The organism is Tellurirhabdus rosea, assembly GCF_026278345.1.
GTDB classification, from domain to species: Bacteria; Bacteroidota; Bacteroidia; order Cytophagales; family Spirosomataceae; genus Tellurirhabdus; species Tellurirhabdus rosea.
The window spans coordinates 3,309,244-3,326,743 of the sequence record NZ_CP111085.1; the positions used below are offsets into that span (position 1 = coordinate 3,309,244).

The following is a 17,500-nucleotide window of genomic DNA, read 5'->3' on the forward strand; positions in this document are numbered from 1 at the left end:
GAAGGACAAATTACGAATTACGGGACCGGAACCGGTAAACGTAACGCGTAATTTGTCCTTCGTAAAGGATTACTCAGTTTTTATTGCTTCAGCACTTTCCGCACCGTCGTGTGCTCGCCAACCTGCACCTGCAGGAAGTAGAGGCCGGACGGCTGGCCGCTCAGGTCCAGTTTGGTCTGGCGCTGGCGGGTCGTCGTCTGCATCGCCGGGCGGCCGCTCTGGTCCACCAGTTGAATTTTGGCGGGCTCCTGCTGCAGATCCAGCGAAATATCCACGGTCAGTTCGCTCGAAACCGGCACCGGATACGCCTGAACGGCCGTGTGGAGCGGATTGGGTTCCAGGCCGAGAACCGCCAGCACCCGGATGGTCGCTACCCCGGTTACGGTACCCGGGCCGCAGTTGTTAGCCACGGACGTGAGCCGGAAGGTGGTCGTGCGGGCCGGCGTGACCGTCAGTACGTGCGGATTGGCATTGGTCTGGAACTGTTGCGTGCGCAGACTGTCGTTGTAACTCACCTGCCAGGGGCCGTCGCCCGTAAACTGAAAGCTCAACTGGGCACTTTCGCCTTCGTAGATGTCCCGGGTCCCGGTCAGCGTCGCCACGGGCAGGGCGCGCACATCGAGCACGGTCGGACTACGGCGGCCCGGCACCGGAATCGACGGGTTGCTGGCAATCACCCGGACGTAGTACAGACCCTGCACCGCCGTCGTCGGAACGGTAGCCGTAATGAGTCCCGCCTGCGGGGTTCCCGCTGATATGTCAATCGGCGCTGCGAAAGCCGTATCGCGGGCCATCTGCACCCGGAAGGCATTTCCGGCGTTAAACTCACCCGTAAAGGTAAAGCCGACCTGTATCTGCGTTCCCGCGCAGACCGTTCCGGCGGTCAGGGCCGTGGTCGTGATCGTCGGAATGCGGACGTTGACGTTTGCGTTGGTGCCCGGCAGACCCACGCCGCAGACGTTGCTGACGCTGGTTACCCGGTAAAGCGTCGATTGGGTAGGGGTCAGCGTTACCACTTTCTGCGGGGTATCCGAGGTGCCGTTGCTGCCATCCGAAAGCGTGTAGCTGAACGGCGGAACGCTGGTAAACGTGATCGTCAGCGAAGCGGGCTGGCCCAGGTTGATGGAAGCGGGCCCACTGACGCTGGCCGTCGGCGGCGGGTTTACGATAAAGCGAATGTTGACGTTCGCACTTTTACAGCCGTTGGGACCAATCTGGGCCACTTTGTAAAAGAATTCGCCCGTGGTGGCGTTCAGCGTCGGCGGCACCGGAGCCACTTCCGTTACGTTGCCGTATGGATCGGTCCAGACAAACCGGCCGCCCTGAACACCCGTTGCCGAAAGCGGCTGAGCCGTAGTGTTCTGGCAATAGACAACCGGCGTGGCTACCTGCGGCAGCGGCGTTGTCTGGATGGTAACCGTCAGCGTAGCTTTCGGCCCTTCACACCCTTCGACGGTCTGGCTAACCTGATAAACGAGTGTTCGGCCCTCTTCCGTAGTGGCTACGGGGGTACTTCCAAACTGGTCACCGAAATTATTGAACCACTTTAGATTCTGTCCCTGAGCCGAAACCTGACGCGGCTCGTCGAACTGGCAAAGCCGGAAATCGGTCACACCGGGCGCGGCGGGAAGCGGTTTAATGCGAACAGCCAGTCCGGCGCGGGGACTTTCGCAGCCATCCAGCGTCTGGGAAACGAAGTAGGTCGTCGTAACCGGGTTGGTGTTTTGCGGAACCGGAGCCGAAGCGGAAGGCGAACCGCCCGTTTCGCTGGTACCGTACCAGTTCAGATTCGTTCCCGCCGAGGCCGAAGCAGTCAGGGCCGGAATATTCGGCTGGTTCTGACAATATTCGACGGCCGCTACACCCGGCGGCAGCGGCGTCGGCTTCACACGGTAAGTCAGCGTCGCCCGCGGGCTTTCGCAACTATTGGTGCCGGTCTGGCTCACGTAATAATTGGTCGTCTGAACCTCGTTGGTCGTTACGGCCGGAGCGGTGGAAGAAGCCGTGCCGCCCGTAGGATTCGTTCCGTACCAGTTCAGCGTGCCGCCGCCCGTCGCCGTTGCCGTCAGGGCGACAACCGGGCTGCGCTGACAAACGGTGATCGCCGCAACTGTCGGCGCGACCGGCTGGGGTTTTACGCTGACCGGCAGGCTTGCCCGGGGGCCTTCGCAGCCATTGACCGTCTGAGATACGTAATAATTGGCATCTACAGCCGAAGTGACTACCGGCGTGGGAGCGGTGGGGGAAGCCGTGCCGCCCGTGGCGTTGGTGCCGTACCAGTTCAGCGTGCCGCTGGTGCTTGCTACTGCCGAAAGCGGGGCCGAAGCTCCATTCTGACAGAACGTCACCGAAGCCGGAACCGTCGGCGCGACGGGCAGTTGCTTGATGGTTACCGCCAGTCCGGCGCGGGGGCCTTCACAGCCTTCTTGGGTCTGCGAAACGTAATAGGTCGTTACGCCGGTGGCGCTGGTCGGCGGCGTGGGAGCGGTGGCCGAGGCGGTGCCGCCGGTGGCCGTCGTGTACCAGTTCAGCGTGCCGCTTCCGGTGGCGGTCAGCGCCGGAACGTTCTGTTGATTCAGACAAAACTCGGCGGGAGTGACGCCCGGAGCTACCGGAGTCGCCTTGACGCGGAAAGCCAGAACCGCCCGGGGACTTTCACAGCCGTTCGCACCGGTCTGACTCACGTAGTAATTTGTGGTGCCTACTGTTCCGGTCGGTGGCGCGGGCGCGACAGCCGAGGGAGTGCCGCCGGTAGCACTGGTGCCGTACCAGTTGAGCGTACCGCCCGCCGAGGCCGTAGCCGTAAGACTAACCGGCGTTGTGTTCTGGCAAACCGCGATGGCTGCTACCGTGGGAGCCGTCGGCTGCGGTTTGACGCTGACCAGAATGCCGGCCCGTGGGCTTTCGCAACCGTTGACAAGTTGAGAGACGTAATAAGTCACGTCGCCGGCTGTGGCTACATCGGGTGTAGGAGCCGTGCCTGAAGCGGTTCCGCCGGATGCGTTCGTTCCGTACCAGCGCAGCGTGCCGCCGCCGATGGCAACGGCAGTCAAAGGAGCTGCGGAGCCATTCTGACAGAGCGTGACCGAGGCCGGGGCCGTGGGCGCCGGAGGGACCGCATTCACAATGACGGCAATGGTCGCCCGGGGGCCTTCACAACCCGAAACCGTCTGGCTCACGTAGTAGTTGCTCGTGCCCGTCGCGCTGGTGGGTGGCGTAGGAGCAGTAGCCGAGGCGGTGCCGCCCGTAGCCGTCGTGTACCAGTTCAGCGTGCCGCTTCCGGTGGCGGTCAGCGGGCTGGCGGGCTGGTTAGCGCAGTACGTGACGGGGCTGGTCACGGCGGGAGGCCCCGGCGTGGCCGTCACGGTTACGGTAATCGAGGCCCGGGGGCTTTCGCAGCCGCTCGCCGTATTCACCTGACTGACATAGTACGTGGTTGTTCCGGCAGTAGCCACGCCCGGAGTCGGGGCCGTGGTGGAGCCGGTTCCGCCCGTCGGGGTGGTGTACCAGCGGAGCGTATTGCCCGTGGTGGCCGTAGCCGAAAGGGGCGCTGCCGAAGAGGCATTCTGACAATAAGTTACCCCGGCCTGAACGGTGGGTGCATCCGGTAAGGCGTTGATCGTGACCGTAATGGCGGACCGGGCGCTTTCGCAGCTTCCGACTGCCTGCGAAACATAAAAAGTCGTGGAGCCTACCGAAGAGGTTGGCGGCGTGGGAGCGGTCGTCGAGGCGGTGCCGCCGGTGGCCGTCGTGTACCAGCGAAGCGTCGCGCCGCCGGTAGCCGTTGCCGTCAGGGGCGAGGCGGATGCATTCTGGCAGTACGTGACCGTGGGATTGACAGCGGGTGCCGCCGGAGGAGCGATTACAACTACTTGAACAGCAACTCGTGAGCCTTCACATCCAATCTCATTCGCTAAGGCAGCGTAATAAGTTGTTGTTCCTGGTGTAGTAGTCTGTGGGATTGGCCCTGATGAACCAGAAGAGGCTGGTAATGGAGTGCCACCGGTTGGAGTGTCATACCAACGAACAACAGTGGGGCCGGGACCAGAGGCAGACAGTGGAGTCGCTTGTGCAAATTGACAATAAGTAATTGGCGTGGTTACAATTGGAGTGGCCCCTGGTGCTGCTCCAAGTCGAACCGAATTTGTGCTTGCATTAAGCGTAAGTCCCGTTAATGAATTTACAGTTGTAACTCTGAAAGTAAAGCTTTGAACCGCCACCGTTGTAGGAAATACAGTTGCAGTTATTGGTGACGTTGTTCCGATTGCATTAGGAATATCAGTGAACGGAGCACTTCCGTTAGCGCTACTAATTTGAACTTTGAAATTAGTGCCTGATGCTAAGGTTCCATTGCTAACTGTGAACGGGACCGATACAACACCGCCGCAACTGACAGTTGGAGAAACAACTCCCGTCGTTATCGTCTGGGCCTGCGTGAATTCAGGCCAGCCCACCAGCACAACCAGTAACGACCAGAGCAGACGTAATGGTTTTGACATAAAAGAAAAATCAGAGATTGGATACAAATAAGCCTCTCAAAATAACAAAGTTATTCCGAGAAAAAATAGTCATCATGTGTATCCGGTCATCTGTTCGCTTTTACATCGACTTGTAAATTGCCTCGTGAATCTGGCGGCGGATTTTCTGTGAATTGATGATTGTATTGCCCGCGCTGGGGTGTACACGGTTCGAAAGGAAGACAAAAACGAGGTCGTAATCCGGGTCTACCCAGACCACATTTCCGGTGAAGCCGGTATGACCAAATGAGCGAACGGACGCCTGCGGAGAGATGTACGAACTGTTGCCGCTCGGATCGGGTTTGTCCCAGCCCAGTCCGCGGTGGCTCCGGTCGCTGGCATTCCGAACGTACAGGGGAACCGTGCCCGGGAGCATGAACCGCCGCCCGCCAAACTGTCCTTTCTGGAGGTTCATCTGAAGAATCTTGACGATGTCTCCGGCCGTTCCGAACAGCCCGGCATGGCCTGAAATACCGCCCTGCAGGGCCGCCAGCTGGTCGTGTACCGTTCCCTGGAGCAGGGCGTTGCGGAACCAGGTATCGTTTTCGGTCGGAGCCGCCCGGAAGGTCGGGCGACGCTGGGCCGGATTGAAGGTCATCGTCCCGATACCCAGCGGCTTGAACAGGTTTTCTTCGAGGAACAGGTCGATGGGCTGCCCCGTCACGCGCTCCACAATTCGTTGCAGCGACACAAAGCTGAGGTCGCTGTACAGGTAGCCGAACTTACCGTCTTCGTCGGCCTTCGGGCCCGTCAGCGGCGTATTGACAATCCAGTTCCAGACAGAATCTTTGAGAGAAGTGTGCGCAAACAGCGTCGGGCCGACCTGCAGCGTGTGCGAGCTGTCGCGGGAGGCTTTGTAGAATCCCGACCGCAGCCCGCTCGTCACTTTGGCCCGTTCGACGGCCCGCGGCAGCCCGGCCGGGAAACCTGCCTGGTGCAGCAGCAGATCGCTGACGGTCATGTTGCGTTTGCTGTTGCTGCCAAATTCGGGCAGGTAGTAGGCTACTTTCTGGTTCAGATCGATGGCGCCCCGTTCGTTGAGCAGCATCACCGCCTGCAGCGTGCCCAGCACTTTGGTCAGCGAAGCCAGGTCGTACAGGGTTTCGTTGGTTACGCGCTCGTACCCGTTGTAGCTGAGGGTGCCGTAGCTCTTGTCGAACACGACTTTGCCTTTGCGGGCCACCAGCACCTGACAGCCGGGAAAGGCCCGGTCTTTGAGCGCTTTCTGCACAATGTCGTCGATCTGCTTCAACTGCACGGACCGCATTCCCACACTTTCGGGCAGGCTATGGGCCAGACGGCCGTTCGGAGCGGTGAACAGGCCGTAGCCCAGCCGCCAGTCGCCCACCGTGACAGGCATCATGCCTTTGGACGGAATGGAGCCGAAAAGTACCTGCGGCACCACCCGCTGCATATCCTCGCCGTCTTCGTAGGCACAAAGCACGGCATCAGCCGACGTGCCGACAAAGGGACGCAGCGCGTAGGCGGGACCAAAGGCGGCCACGACCACTTTCAGACCCCGTTGTTTCAGCCGGGCCACCAGATCCAGCGACGGCTTGGTGATGCCGTAATTCCAGCGCGCCGACGGGCTGAGGCGGTGGTAGCTGATCACGACGGTATTGGCGTCGCCGAGTTGGCCGAAAATCTCTTCCAGCGCCGCTTCCGACTGCGGTTTTTCGTTCAGCGCAATGGTCCGGACGGGCGCATAGTTATTCAGTGATTTCTGGAAAACGCTGCCAAATTCGCCGCCGATGGCGATGGCGGCCACCCGCGTGGTGTCGAGGGAGCCCAGCGGCAGCAGATTGCCTTTGTTTTTGACGATCGTAACGGCCTGTTCGCAAAGCTCCTGTTTCAGCAGGCGGGCTTCGGGGGAGTTCAGGTCGCGGTCAAGGTTTTCCAGCGCGATGGGCTGATAGCGGTTGAGGCCCGCCCAGTATTTCGCCCGCAGAATTTTCTTGACCTTCTCATCGATCAGCGACTGCGTGATTTCGCCATTTTTGACGGCGTCAGCAATCCGGTGAACGGCGTCCGGAACGTTTTCGGGATACAGCAGAATGTCGTTGCCGGCCGTCAGGGCCCGCAGGTTGATTTCTTCCGACGGCAGACGGCCCACGCCGCCCATATTCAGAGCGTCGGTGAAAACCAGGCCCCGGAAACCGAGTTCTTTTTTCAGCAGTTCGGTAACGACTTTTTCAGAAAGCGTAGCCGCCAGCCGGGGCGTGTTATCGACGACCGGCACGTGCAGATGACCCGTGACCACGCCCATCAGACTGTCAGCAATCAGGCGACGGAACGGATACAGGTCCACATCCCGCAACTGCTCCACGGACCGGCTGATGACGGGCAGAGACACGTGCGAATCAACATTGGCGTCGCCGTGACCGGGAAAATGCTTGGCCGTGGCGATGATGCGTTTGTGCTGCAGGCCCTTCATGTAAGCCAGCGCTTTGTCGGCTACGTTCTCCTTCGATTCGCCGAACGAGCGGTTGCCGATAACGGGGTTGGAGGGGTTGCTGTTGATGTCCGAAACGGGGGCAAAGTTGATGTGAATGCCCAGGCGCTGGCACTGGCGGCCAATTTCCTGACCCATCCGGTACACCAGCTTTTCGTCGCGGATGGCGCCCAGCGTCATTTGCTTGGGGTACTCCATCGCGCTGTCGAGGCGCATGGCCAGGCCCCACTCGCCGTCGATGCCCACCAGCAGGGGCACGGAGGCGGCCGCCTGATAGCGGTTGGTCAGCATGGCCTGCCGGTGCGGACCGCCCTGAAAGAAGATAAGACCGCCGATGTGGTAATGCCGCACCAGCGTTTCGATATACTGGTAGTGCGCCTCATCCTGATTGGAGAAGGTTGCTACCATGAAGAACTGACCGATTTTCTGCTCCTGGGTGAGCGTAGCAAAGACACTATCTACCCAGCGCTGTTCCTGAGGGGCAAGCGCAAGCACCTCTACCGGACGAACCCGGATAGGGTTTGCTTTTTTGCGCTTCACAACTGACTTTTCTGCACGATCCACGGGCGCGAAAGTTGTCAGAAGGCTCGTTTTGAGAATACCCCTTGTCCAGCCGAAGGAGGTCAGCAAGCCGAGAACCAGCAGGGCTGACGCCAGAAAGACAACTTTAATACGCATCTTCACCAATCTAAACAGTTACGATTCAGGTTGAGTACACTATACTCCAATCTGGTTATAAAATTAAGCAAACCCTTAGGAAGTGCCTAATGAAAGTTCGGTCATGGATGGGAAATACGCAAAAAATGCGCCGTATTTTTCGGAATTTAACGACATTTTCACCCCAGGACCGGGCGGCGTCCGTACGGATCGTTAGATTGGCAGGGACGTCAATCGTTTAAATTTCCTAATTACGGTCTATGAATCCGGACAACGCCAGACAGACATGCCCTCATATTAATGGATTTGCCTTAATGCGACAACTTCTTCTGCTGACAATGGTTTTTGGTTTCTATTCAGCGATGGCGCAGGTTACTAACCGGGCTTACGGACTGATGCTCAGGACGCTGTACAAAGGCACCGTTCCGACGGTCAGCGTGGCAGACCTGCACAAAAACCCGAAAGTAATTCTGCTGGATACCCGCGCCCGGCGCGAATTTGAGGTCAGCCACCTCCCCGGTGCCCAGTGGGTCGGTTTTGACGAATTTGATCTTAAACGCGTGGCGGCCGTGCCCAGGGATTCGCCCATTGTGGTCTACTGCTCGGTCGGTTACCGCAGCGAACGGATCGGGGAGAAACTGCTGGCGGCGGGCTTCACCCACGTCCGTAACCTCTACGGCAGCATCTTCGAGTGGGTCAACCAGGGCTACCCGCTGGTGGATTCCGCCGGAAAGCCGACAAACCGAATCCACGCGTATAACCGGGCCTGGGGCGTCTGGGTCGATAAAGGAGAGAAAGTGTATGACTAGCGAATTCTGGAACGAACGCTACCGGCAGGAACAAACGGGCTGGGACATCGGAACCGTTTCCACGCCTCTGCAAACGTATTTTGACCAGCTCAGCGACCGCTCAGCCCGCATTCTTATCCCCGGAGCCGGGAACGCCTACGAAGCCGAATATCTGCTCCGGAAAGGCTTTACGGACGTAACGGTAGTGGATATTTCGGACGAAGTGATCGGCAGACTGGCCGAACGGCTGCAACCGCTCGCCGGAAACCGGCTGACTCTGGTTTGTGAAGATTTCTTTGCGCATGAAGGCCGGTACGACCTTATCGTTGAGCAGACGTTTTTCTGTGCCCTGAACCCTGCTTTGCGGGAGGCGTATGTCCGGAAAATGAAGGCGTTGCTGAAACCAGCGGGAGTGCTGGCAGGGGTATTGTTCGACCGGACGTTTGCGCAGGATGGGCCGCCGTTTGGCGGAAGCGTGGCGGAGTATGACCGCTTGTTTACGGCAGAATTTGGATCGGTGCAGATAGAACCCTGCTACAATTCCATTCCGCCGCGGGCGGGCGCTGAGGTCTTCATCCTCATTCGCCCCTGAGTTTACAGCATTTTCTTCTTGAGCATTTCCCAGCCGAAGGCAAAGGCACCCGGACCCGCCGCGCGAACCGTCGCCGTCAGCGAACGCTTGACCGACGCCTGGGGCAGCGTGCGGCATACTGCCGTTGTCTTGACCTTTTTGGCTTTGCGGTGTGCCGAAAAAAGGTTGTGCGGATGTCCGATGGCCGAGGCGCTCAGACTAATACCCATCAGGAATACGACGAATAACGCTTTCATAGCTTTGTGCGGATTAGTTCCGTTAGAAGTTGATACAAAGATATAGGCTTTGGAGTGTACCTTGCAATGCATAGTACTATATTTTTTGAAAATTTTGTGTGAACGGTCAATTACTATGACGAATGGTATTGCTAAAAGTCACAGCCTATGCGTACGTAAATGTAGGGACGTTCGGAGGGCGGCTAAAGTTTTTCCGGCTGAAGTGCATTTTTTGGGGTGTGAACCTTCAGAATTTTGGGACAAAACCTGACAGCTTCCGTCAGGTTTTGTCCGTATCGGGCCTTATTCGGAGAGCACAATCCGCTTCATGGCACCGTCTTCGTTCTGCGTAACCGTCACAAAGTAAACTCCTTTCGCCTTTTTGCCCAGATCGATCTGGCCAGTGAAGCTTCCGGAAAAGTCCTTCACATCCTTGCGGGCGATTTCCCTGCCATCCGGCGTGGTCACCCGAATCTTCACGTCGCCTTTTGCCGGAGCCGTAAACCGAACGTTCAGTTCGTGCTGTTCCGGGTTGTTGGGATAAACCTGCAGGCTGCGGATGGTCGAGGCTTTCGGGGAGTCGCCCAGATCGACGCTCCAGTTCCGGAAGGCGTCGTTCATGCGCGTGCTCCAGTTTTCCGGAAACGAGAACTCAAACCGGCGGGAGCGGTCGGCCAGCGAGTCGGGATAAACCCGGTAACGCCGGGTGCTGCGGTCGCCGTTAAGCTCCGCCCGACTGTCGCCGCTCCGCTGCCGGAGATCCACCCGGTTGCCGTTCACGTCGCGCTGCACGATCCGGGTGCTGCCGTTGTCGTCTTCGACAATGATCGTAATCTGGCCCCGGTTGTTGCCGCGCTTGGTCCGGAGTGAGTCCACGATGCGGTTGACCATCGCGTCGCGGTCGTCGTCCTTCATGCCCTCGACATTGTAGGTGCGGTCGAACTCCCGCATTTCACCGGCATCGGTACGTTCCATTACTTTTACTTTCACCTGGCCTTTTTCCTTGGCCTTGTCTGTCTGGGCAGTTGCTGCCGTCAAAACGCCGCCAAACAGCAGGGCTGTCATGAGCAGACGGGATGCGTTTCTGGTGTTCATAGTGGTAAAAAGTTATCAACCTCTGGAACGGTGCAAACGTACACCATTGGGAATTACTACGCTGTTAAAGATTGTTAAAGAGGAGGAACCGTTTAATCCGGGCTATCCGGATTTCGTATTTTTACTCCTGAACTGACCAATAGATGCAGGTTGCCGGTCAACCGTTGCACAGGAAATTGAAAAAATGACGAAACAACGAATACGGTGGATTGCGGTGCTGATGACGGTCGGCCTGCTGGGACTCATGTCGCTGCAGCTGTACTGGATTCGGAGCGCCCTGGCTCTCCAGCGCGAACAGTTTGATTATAAGGTGACAGATGCCCTGCAGGAGGTCGTCCGGACGCTCGAACGGCAGGAAATTCTGTACCAGACGCAGCAGCACCTGCGCCAGCAGGAAAAAGAGCGGCGGCTCATGGCCATCGCCCGCCCACAGGCGCCGATCAAGGCAGCGCCCGTCCGTCGGTCCCGCCCTGACGGGCCGCCTAACCCCGCCCCGGTGCCGGAAGGCCCCGCCGTAGCCGCTTCCGACCGGGCGCTGGCCGCCCGACAAAGGGGCATGCCCTCGCCGGTTTCGCCTTCGGACGTGCTGCATTCCGATTTTCAGAAGCTGTCGGAGGTGCAGCAGCAGTTTATGGAAGACATCATCCGCCACCAGGACGCGCTCGGCCCGGAAGAACTCTGGGCGTTGCAGCTCCGGCAGCAGCAGCAGCTCGACCGGCTGGTGGATCAGGTTTTTCTGCGCCAGTTCCAGATGCTGCACGGCAGTCGGCCGGTGGATACATTAGCCTCCCAGCCGGTGGTGGATAAAAAGGCGATGATTGCCCGGAAAGTCCGGAAGCCGCGGCCCAAAACGCCTTTTGTGGCGAAAACCGCCCCGGCGGATACCACCTCGCCGGATGAGCGTTTCAAGCGCGCTACCCGCAAATCAGAAATGGTCAAGGAGGTGTTCAAGGACCTGATTTTTGCGGACCGGCCGATCGGCAGCCGCGTCAACCGGGTGGTGGTCGATACGCTGCTGAAACGGGCCATGCAGGAGCGGGGCATCACCATTCCGCTGGAATACGGCGTCCGGATGCAGGCCAAAGACGCCGCGCTGAAACCGCAGATTCTGTTTGCTTCCCACTCGCTCCGCGAAGATCCCGTTCAGCGGAACACGACCAGCCAGAAACTGTACAAAGCGGTGCTTTTTCCGAATAATCTGTACGAAGCCGGCAACCTGATCTACGTGTACTTTCCGAATCAGGAGTCGTTTATTCTGCAGAAAATGACGATGATGTTTGCCGGGTCGGCGGTGCTCGTGCTGGTGATTATGGCCTGTTTTTACGTAGCCATCAGCACCATCATGCGGCAGAAGAAGCTGGCTGACATCAAAAACGATTTTATCAACAACATGACCCACGAGTTCAAAACGCCCATCTCGACCATTTCGCTGGCCGTGGATATGGCGAACGAACAGCTTCTGGACGGAACCGCCGAGCCTACCCGGCTGAGCCGGTACATGGGAATCATCCGGGAGGAGACGAAACGGCTGGGTTCGCACGTTGAAAAAGTGCTGCAGATGGCTTTGCTCGATAACGCGGAGTCGGGGAAGGGCGGGGTGAAGCTGAAACTGACGGAGGTGAACATCCATGACACCATCGGGAAGGCACTCAACACCATCGGCCTGCAGATTGAACAGAAACAGGGCGAAGTCCATCTGGAATTTGAGGCCGAAAACGAGGTGGTCGAGGCCGATGAGGTGCATTTAAGTAATATTCTGTACAATCTGCTGGACAACGCCATCAAGTATTCGCCCGAAAAGCCGGAAATTACCATCCGGACCAAAAGCCTGGAGACCGGCGTCAGCGTTACCATCGCGGACCGGGGCCTGGGCATGACGAAAGAACAACTGGGCCGGATTTTTGAGAAATTTTACCGCGTCCCGACCGGCAACCGCCACGACGTGAAAGGCTTCGGCCTCGGCCTGAGCTACGTTCGCAAAATGGTGGAAGAACACCACGGCACCGTTCAGGTCCGCAGCCAGCCCGGGCAGGGGAGTGAATTTGAAGTCGTGATTCCCTATAATCAGTCATTAAATAGTCGTAAGTCGTAAGTCGTAAGTGGCTCCGCCACGCTGGGAAACGGCGGAGCCACTTACGACTTACGACTTACGACTAATCCACTATTTTATGCCTAAACTCCTACTTGTTGAAGACGACCCTAACCTGGGCCTGCTGCTGCAGGAATTTTTGAACGCGAAAGGCTACGACACCGACCTGGCGACCGACGGCAATCAGGGGTGGGAGAAGTTTACGAGCCACGAATATGACCTGTGCATCTTCGACGTCATGCTGCCCAAAAAAGATGGGTTTTCGCTCGGAAAACAGGTCCGGATGTCGGGTAAGGACGTGCCGATCATTTTCCTGACGGCCAAGTCGATGAAGGAAGATACCATCCAGGGGCTTCGGATCGGGGCGGACGATTACATGACCAAACCGTTCGACCGGGAAGAGCTGCTGCTGCGCATCGGGGCCATTCTGCGCCGTTACCGGAAGACGGACGAGGCGGCGGCGCCCTCGACGTACCAGATCGGCACCTACTCCTTCGACTACGACCACCAGTTGCTGGCCCGCGACGGCAGTGCGCAGAAGCTGACCAGCAAGGAGTCCGAGTTGCTGAAGCTGTTTGCCCAGAATAAAAACCAGCCGCTGAGCCGGAGTTTTGCCCTCAAACTGATCTGGGGCGACGATTCGTACTTCAACGCCCGGAGCATGGACGTGTACATTACCAAGCTGCGGAAATACCTGCGCGACGACGAATCGGTCCAGATTGTGAACCTGCACGGGGAAGGTTTTAAACTGATGGCCTGACTTTCTGGTTTTTCTTGGCGACTTTTGCGTGGAAAAGTTCTCGCAGATCTTCAGCGGGTATCTGCGCAGAAAATCTGCGAACATCTGCGAGAAACACCTGGAAACATCACCATTATGCTTAGAAGACCCCGCAGAAACCGCCAGTCCGCCGCTATCCGGGACATGGTGCAGGAAAATACCTTATCCGTCAAAGACCTGATTTACCCGATGTTTGTCATGGAAGGCCAGAACGTCCGTTCGGAGGTGAAGTCCATGCCCGGCATCGCCCGTTTTTCGCTTGACCTGCTGCTCGAAGAAATTCAGGAATGCGTCGATCTGGGAATTCAGGCCATCGCCCTGTTTCCCAACCTGCCCGAGGAGCGCAAGGACAAATACGCTACCGAAAGCCAGAATCCACAGGGCCTGTACCTGCATGCCGTCAGCGAAATCAAATCCCGTTTCCCGGAGCTGGCGCTGATGACCGACGTGGCTATGGACCCGTACAGTTCGGACGGCCACGACGGCATTGTTCACGAAGGCCCGAACGGCATCGAAATCCTCAACGACGAAACGCTGGAAGTGCTCGGCAACATGGCCGTCGCCCAGGCTCGTGCAGGTGCCGACATTGTAGGTCCCTCGGACATGATGGACGGCCGCGTAGGCTACATCCGCGAACGCCTCGATGCCGAAGGTTTCAAAAAGACCGGCATCATGGCCTACAGCGCCAAGTACGCCAGCGCCTTCTATGGCCCGTTCCGCGATGCGCTGGATTCGGCCCCGCGCTTTGGCGACAAGAAAACCTACCAGATGAACCCGGCAAACAGCCGCGAAGCCCTCATCGAAGCCGAGCTGGACCTGGCCGAAGGAGCCGACTTCCTGATGGTAAAACCCGCTCTGGCTTATCTGGACATCATCAAACTGCTCAGCGACAACTTCGACCTGCCGATTGCGGCCTATAACGTCAGCGGCGAGTACGCCATGATTAAAGCCGCCGCCCAGAACGGCTGGCTCGACGGCCAGCGCGCCATGCTCGAAGCCGTAACCGCCATGAAACGCGCCGGTGCCAAAGTGATCCTGACGTATTTTGCCAAAGAAATTGCAACACTGAACAAGTGAGGTAGAGGTATGAGGTATAAGGTATGAAGTGAAACAGCCTTACTTCATACCTTATACCTCATACCTCATACCTGAAAAACCCCTCATCTTCGAAAAACGTGTCTACCCTCCTCATTATCAACGCCCGCCTGGTCAACGAAGGACAGATTCGGGACGCTGACGTATTCGTTAAAGACGGTTTTATTGAACAGATCGGAACTGGCCTGAGCGGGCTTTCGGCCGATCAGGTTATTGACGCGGCCGGACAGTACCTGCTGCCGGGCGTCATCGACGACCAGGTGCATTTCCGCGAACCGGGTCTGACCCACAAGGCCACCATCGGCTCCGAAGCCCGCGCCGCCGTCGCCGGCGGGACGACGACCTTCATGGAAATGCCCAATACCGTTCCGAACGCGCTGACGCAAGAATTGCTGGCCGAGAAGTACGCCATCGCCGAGCGGAGTTCGATCGCCAACTATTCGTTCTTCATGGGTACGTCCAACGACAACCTGGAGGAAGTGCTCCGGACCGATCCTAAAAACGTCTGCGGCGTCAAGATTTTCATGGGCTCCTCGACGGGCAACATGCTGGTCGATAAGGTGAACGTGCTGGAGGAGGTTTTCCGCCAGAGTCCGATGCTGATTGCCACCCACTGCGAGGACGAAGCGACCGTCCGGGCCGCCGCCGAACGCTACCGGGCCGAATACGGAGACGACGCCCCGGCCCGCATTCATCCGCTGGTGCGCGACGAGGAGGCCTGTTACAAATCGTCGTCGCTGGCCGTCGAACTGGCAAAACGCTACAATACCCGCCTGCACATCCTGCACCTGACCACCGCTAAGGAACTGTCGCTTTTCCGCAACGACATTCCGCTGGCAGAAAAGCGCATCACGTCGGAAGTCTGCGTGCATCACCTCTGGTTTTCGGCGGACGATTACGACCGGCTGGGCAACCGCATCAAGTGCAATCCGGCCATCAAAGCCCCGCACAACCGGGCGGCGCTCTGGGAAGCCCTGCTCGACGACCGGCTGGACATCATCGCCACCGACCACGCCCCGCACACCTGGGCCGAGAAGCAGGAAAGCTACTGGCACGCCCACGCGGGTCTGCCGCTGGTCCAGCATTCGCTGCTGCTGATGCTCGAAGCCGCGCAGCAGGGCCGGATTACGCTGGAGAAAGTCGTGCAGAAAATGAGCCACGCGCCCGCTGACTGCTTCCGGATCGACCGCCGGGGCTATGTCCGGGAAGGCTACTGGGCAGATCTGGTGCTGGTCGATCTGGGCCAGACAAGCACCGTTTCAAAAGAAAACATTCTGTACAAATGCGGCTGGTCACCGCTGGAAGGGGAGACGCTGCGGGCGGCCGTGACGCACACCATCGTGTCGGGGCAGGTGGCTTACGAAAAAGGCCGTCTGGACGACTCGGTGCGCGGCAAGCGGCTGGCGTTTGACCGGTGAAGACGAAAGAGGCCCGTTTCGACGGGCCTCAGTTGTATCAGAAAGATATGTTAGGAAAACCGAACGCGCCTGAAACAACGGTTCAGAACGGACTGATAGCTGGTACCAAATTTATCATAACACCAGGCCCTCAATTGTTGTACTTCTTCAGGAATCAGACTTCGGATGGCTTTTTTGAGTTCTTTCTCGAACAAATTCTGGTCAAAGCTGACCTTTTGCAGAATTGTTTTGAGGTACTCCAGCATGCTTGCCATACTTCATTCTCAGGTTTTTGGTTGGTAGATTGGAAGTGACGAACTTAGTGTGAATAATGACCGCTTCCGGTAGGCTGCGATCTTCACCTTTGAAACGCCGTGTTTGCAATTTTGTTGCACGAATATAGGCATGAGAATTTTAAAATTCCAATATCTTTTTGCATTATTATTAACGGTAAGTTTAAGCGTTTCCCTGATATGTAATGCTTTAGGGCAGGATAATGCTATATCTATCGAGCTGGGAGAAAGCACTTTAATTAGGGAACGGCCTTTCACCATTTCCGTTATTATCCGAAACAGCGAAACCCGGCCGGTTCTTGATTTTCCGGAGATTCCCGGACTGTCCAAACGGGGCACAAACACGAGCACGACCAGCACCATGCTCAACGGAAAAGCGGTCGTTTCGCAGGTAATTACGCAAAATTACGTAGCCCAGCGGCCGGGACAGTACAAACTGGCTCCCTTCACGCTCCAGGTCAACGGGACAACCGTCCGGTCGGAGGGAACGACCATTACGGTGGCTCCAGAAGCGGGTGCTCCGGTCTCCACGTCGGTGGCAACGGCCGTCGTAACCAAACGGGACGCTTTCCTGACGCTGACGACCTCCTCCGGCAGTGTGTTCACCGGCGAGGGATTTACGGTCAAACTTGCATTTTTTGTAGCCGAGACGTACCCGTTCGAATTGAGTTTTTTCGAGCTCGAATCGCAGTTGCAGCAGATTCTGAAACAACTGCGTCCAGCCAACTGCTGGGAAGAAAACTCCGGCATCTCGGAGCTCAAACCGCACCTGACCGTCCTGAACGGTAAGCGATATACCGAATACCGGATTTACCAGGCTACCTTTTTCCCCCTGAATCAGCAGCCCATCCGTTTTGCCCCGGTCAGTCTGCGCATGGAACAGATTCGCCCGGCGACCGTAGGAAAGCGGCCCCGGGAGTTCGTCGCCTTTTCGACGGCGCCGCAGAGCGTCGGTGTCCGGCCGTTGCCGCCGCATCCGCTCCGCGACCGGGTAGCGGTGGGGCAGTACCGGCTTCAGGAGTATATTTCTAGGACCAGCCCCGCTACCGGCGAGAGTGTGCAGTACGATTTCCGGATTGAAGGCGAGGGCAACATCGCCTCGTTGCCTCAGCCTATTCTGCCGAGCCAACCGGGTTTTGATATTTTTCCTCCCGAAGAAAAACAGGAAATCGAGCGGCAGGAAGCTCCGGTGACGGGCTACAAACGCTTCCGCTACCTGCTGGTCGCCCGGCAGAACGGGGCGGTCCCGCTCGGGCGCATCTTCCAGTACATCTTTTTCAATCCGCAGAAAGCCCGGTACGATACGCTTCGGTCGGCAATAACCCTCCGGGTGGGCGGTGCGGCGGCGGATGGAGAAACCGATACCGTGCAGGTGGGACTGCCCGGCTCTATTTACACCGGAATCGAGAAAACCGACAGCCTGCGCCAGCCCATCAACCCCCACGAACTCATTCGGGTGCTGGCAAATGTGTCGATCGTTATTATGATTCTGGGAATGTTGTATTTACTTTGGAAAAAATAAAGAAATAGGC

General features: G+C 57.8%; 12 protein-coding genes and 1 pseudogene. 7 read left to right on the forward strand and 6 right to left on the reverse strand.

The annotated features are described in order from the left end of the window. Positions 1-80 precede the first annotated feature (80 nt). The 3 genes and pseudogenes from ORG26_RS14045 to ORG26_RS14060 form a co-directional block, all read right to left on the reverse strand. Positions 81-3,416, reverse strand: a complete 3,336-nt coding sequence (locus ORG26_RS14045) for an Ig-like domain-containing protein (protein WP_266362791.1) — start codon at positions 3,414-3,416, stop codon at positions 81-83. A 3-nt stretch (positions 3,417-3,419) separates the two neighbouring features. Continuing rightward, positions 3,420-4,499, reverse strand: a pseudogene (locus tag ORG26_RS23640) (Ig-like domain-containing protein); the annotation flags it as partial. Positions 4,500-4,599: 100 nt separating this feature from the next. Next, the gene (locus ORG26_RS14060) at positions 4,600-7,647 is read right to left on the reverse strand and encodes a glycoside hydrolase family 3 N-terminal domain-containing protein (RefSeq protein WP_266362796.1); all 3,048 of its coding nucleotides are present in this window, start codon (positions 7,645-7,647) and stop codon (positions 4,600-4,602) included. A gap of 293 nt (positions 7,648-7,940) precedes the next feature. On the opposite strand from ORG26_RS14060, the gene ORG26_RS14065 reads away from it, so the two are divergent. Next, positions 7,941-8,435 (forward strand): rhodanese-like domain-containing protein, encoded by a 495-nt coding sequence (locus tag ORG26_RS14065; RefSeq protein ID WP_266362798.1) that lies wholly within the window; start codon positions 7,941-7,943, stop codon positions 8,433-8,435. Further along, positions 8,428-9,006, forward strand: a complete 579-nt coding sequence (locus tag ORG26_RS14070; RefSeq protein WP_266362800.1) for a methyltransferase — start codon at positions 8,428-8,430, stop codon at positions 9,004-9,006. The genes ORG26_RS14065 and ORG26_RS14070 overlap by 8 nt, the downstream gene beginning before the upstream one ends. Before the next feature lie 2 nt (positions 9,007-9,008). Here the strand turns inward: ORG26_RS14070 and ORG26_RS14075 are convergent, their stop codons facing one another. Both ORG26_RS14075 and ORG26_RS14080 read right to left on the reverse strand, forming a co-directional pair. Beyond that, complete coding sequence (locus tag ORG26_RS14075; protein WP_266362801.1) at positions 9,009-9,242, reverse strand: hypothetical protein; 234 nt, start codon at positions 9,240-9,242, stop codon at positions 9,009-9,011. A 282-nt stretch (positions 9,243-9,524) separates the two neighbouring features. Next, positions 9,525-10,316, reverse strand: coding sequence for a T9SS type A sorting domain-containing protein (locus tag ORG26_RS14080; protein WP_266362803.1), 792 nt, complete (start codon positions 10,314-10,316; stop codon positions 9,525-9,527). A 184-nt stretch (positions 10,317-10,500) separates the two neighbouring features. On the opposite strand from ORG26_RS14080, the gene ORG26_RS14085 reads away from it, so the two are divergent. The 4 genes from ORG26_RS14085 (at position 10,501) to ORG26_RS14100 (ending at position 15,696) form a co-directional block, all read left to right on the forward strand. After that, the gene (locus ORG26_RS14085) at positions 10,501-12,408 is read left to right on the forward strand and encodes a sensor histidine kinase (RefSeq protein ID WP_266362805.1); all 1,908 of its coding nucleotides are present in this window, start codon (positions 10,501-10,503) and stop codon (positions 12,406-12,408) included. Positions 12,409-12,484: 76 nt separating this feature from the next. Next, the gene (locus tag ORG26_RS14090) at positions 12,485-13,165 is read left to right on the forward strand and encodes a response regulator transcription factor (RefSeq protein ID WP_266362807.1); all 681 of its coding nucleotides are present in this window, start codon (positions 12,485-12,487) and stop codon (positions 13,163-13,165) included. Between the two features lie 114 nt (positions 13,166-13,279). Then, the gene (gene hemB / locus ORG26_RS14095) at positions 13,280-14,260 is read left to right on the forward strand and encodes a porphobilinogen synthase (RefSeq protein WP_266362809.1); all 981 of its coding nucleotides are present in this window, start codon (positions 13,280-13,282) and stop codon (positions 14,258-14,260) included. Positions 14,261-14,358: 98 nt separating this feature from the next. Then, entirely contained in the window at positions 14,359-15,696 is a 1,338-nt protein-coding gene (locus ORG26_RS14100; protein WP_266362811.1) for a dihydroorotase, read from the forward strand. 50 nt (positions 15,697-15,746) lie between these two features. Here ORG26_RS14100 and ORG26_RS23595 read toward each other — a convergent pair whose 3' ends face one another. Further along, on the reverse strand, positions 15,747-15,950 hold the full coding sequence (locus ORG26_RS23595) for a hypothetical protein (protein WP_266362813.1): 204 nt from the start codon (positions 15,948-15,950) through the stop codon (positions 15,747-15,749). Positions 15,951-16,080: 130 nt separating this feature from the next. Here ORG26_RS23595 and ORG26_RS14110 point away from each other — a divergent pair, with 130 nt between their 5' ends. Continuing rightward, on the forward strand, positions 16,081-17,490 hold the full coding sequence (locus ORG26_RS14110; protein ID WP_323134256.1) for a BatD family protein: 1,410 nt from the start codon (positions 16,081-16,083) through the stop codon (positions 17,488-17,490). Positions 17,491-17,500: the final 10 nt, after the last annotated feature.